The organism is Dyadobacter frigoris (genome assembly GCF_005280585.1).
Lineage (GTDB): Bacteria > Bacteroidota > Bacteroidia > Cytophagales > Spirosomataceae > Dyadobacter > Dyadobacter frigoris.
The window spans coordinates 1-2294 of the sequence record NZ_SZVO01000048.1 but is presented as its reverse complement, the minus strand read 5'-3'; the positions used below and the strand labels follow the sequence as shown (position 1 = coordinate 2294).

The 2294-nt window shown below is 44.7% G+C and carries 2 protein-coding genes; both read left to right on the top strand.

What is annotated here, in order from left to right:
* On the top strand, positions 1 to 273 hold a 273-nt coding region (locus FDK13_RS35125), incomplete at its 5' end, for a potassium-transporting ATPase subunit KdpA (protein WP_137344670.1).
* Positions 274 to 390: 117 nt separating this feature from the next.
* Positions 391 to 2294: potassium-transporting ATPase subunit KdpB (kdpB, locus tag FDK13_RS35120; RefSeq protein WP_137344669.1), on the top strand; the 1904-nt coding region annotated here is incomplete at its 3' end.

Below are 2294 nucleotides of genomic sequence, written 5' to 3'. Positions count from 1 at the left end.
GGATTTGAAGGTCTGGGCGACAATAATCCATGGTGGAATATCACCACAGGTTTTATTCTGATCCTGTCTCGTTACATTCCGATCATTGGTCCGATTGCGATCGCGGGACTTCTTGCAAATAAGAAATTCATCCCGGAAAGTGCAGGAACGTTAAAAACGGATTCTTCAACTTTTGGAATCATGGTTCTGGCCGTTATTGTGATTATCACAGCCTTATCCTTCTTTCCGGCACTGACGCTGGGTCCGATCGCTGAATATTTCACGCTGCGTTAAGACTCGATTTCAAAATAATAAATAAAAAAGCTACCTGTAAAATCTGTTCAGTCAACAGATCATCAAATATCGAAAGTAGCTAATACCTAATCGCTAACGGCCAAAAGCCTTAATGAAATGAAAAATCAAGATACGTCCTTATTTCAGAAGGACTTGGTTAATGAAGCCCTCAAACAGGCCTTTGTAAAATTAAACCCCAAAATAATGTTCCGCAATCCGGTGATGTTCACGGTAGAAATCGGAACGGTGATTATGCTGGTGGTAAGTATATGGACTTTGATGGGCGAAAAATCCCAGGGCAGTTTTGCCTACAACTTCACCGTTTTTCTGGTCCTTCTTCTGACTTTGCTTTTTGCCAATTTCGCAGAGGGAATCGCCGAAGCAAGAGGAAAAGCGCAGGCTGACAGCTTGCGTAAAACAAGAGAAGAAACACCAGCCAGGTTGGTTATCGAAAACAAAGCCGGCTTCTCGGTTTCGACAAGACAGGTGATGTCGGCTTCGATGAAAAAAGGAGATGTTTTTATCTGTGAAGCGGGTGATAATATCGCAACGGACGGAGAAATTATCGAAGGTCTTGCAACAATTGATGAAAGCGCTATCACAGGTGAAAGTGCGCCGGTAATCCGTGAAGCAGGTGGTGATAAAAGCAGCGTTACAGGTGGTACCAAAGTTTTATCGGACAAGATAAAAGTCATGGTGACCACAGAACCGGGGGAAAGTTTTCTTGATAAAATGATCGCTCTGGTAGAAGGAGCAAGCCGTCAGAAAACACCGAATGAGATTGCGCTGACGATTCTTCTGGCTGGTTTTACGCTTGTCTTTATTATTGTCTGCGTCACATTGAAACCGTTTGCAGACCATGCCAATACACCGATTACGATTGCCGCATTTATTTCACTATTCGTTTGCCTGATCCCGACAACGATTGGTGGTCTGCTTTCAGCAATCGGTATTGCCGGGATGGACCGGGCGCTTCGTGCCAATGTGATTACCAAATCAGGTAAAGCGGTGGAAACAGCGGGTGATATCGATGTGCTGCTTTTGGATAAAACAGGTACGATCACAATTGGTAACAGAAAAGCTACGAATTTCTACGCGGCCAAAGGCGTGACCGATAATCACTTTATCAAATGTGCCGTACTAAGTTCAATCGCCGATGAAACCCCGGAAGGGAAATCAATTCTTGAACTGGCGAATTTAAACCCGTCAACTTATGCCAATTTGAATAATCCAACCTTTATCAAGTTTACCGCTGAAACCAGAAGTTCAGGTGTTGATTTTGACGAAACCAGAATCAGGAAAGGTGCCTTTGATTCGATCAGAAATCTGACCACAAAGGCAGGCAATAACTTTCCGGCTGACATTCAGGAAAGAACAGAAGCGATTTCCAACAACGGTGGAACGCCGCTGGTAGTTTCTGAAAATGAAAAAGTGCTGGGTGTGATTGAATTACAGGATATTATCAAACCGGGTATCAGCGAACGTTTCGAGCGTCTGCGTAAGATGGGGGTAAAAACGGTGATGGTTACCGGTGATAATCCTTTGACTGCCAGGTTTATTGCTGAAAAAGCGGGCGTAGATGATTTTATCGCAGAGGCCAAGCCGGAAGATAAAATGAATTACATCAAAAGAGAGCAGGAAAGCGGAAAACTGGTCGCGATGATGGGGGATGGGACCAACGATGCACCGGCACTTGCACAAGCGGATGTTGGCGTGGCAATGAACAGTGGTACGCAGGCAGCTAAGGAAGCAGGAAACATGGTGGATTTGGATAATGATCCTACCAAACTGATTGAAATCGTAGAAATCGGAAAGCAGCTTTTGATGACCCGCGGTACGCTGACAACCTTCTCGATCGCAAACGACGTTGCCAAATATTTCGCCATCATCCCTGCCTTGTTTATCGCTTCGATACCAGCGCTTAAAGGTTTGAATATCATGGATCTGAACAGCCCGGAAAGTGCGATTTTGTCAGCTGTGATCTTTAACGCGATCATCATTCCGATACTGATCCCATTGGC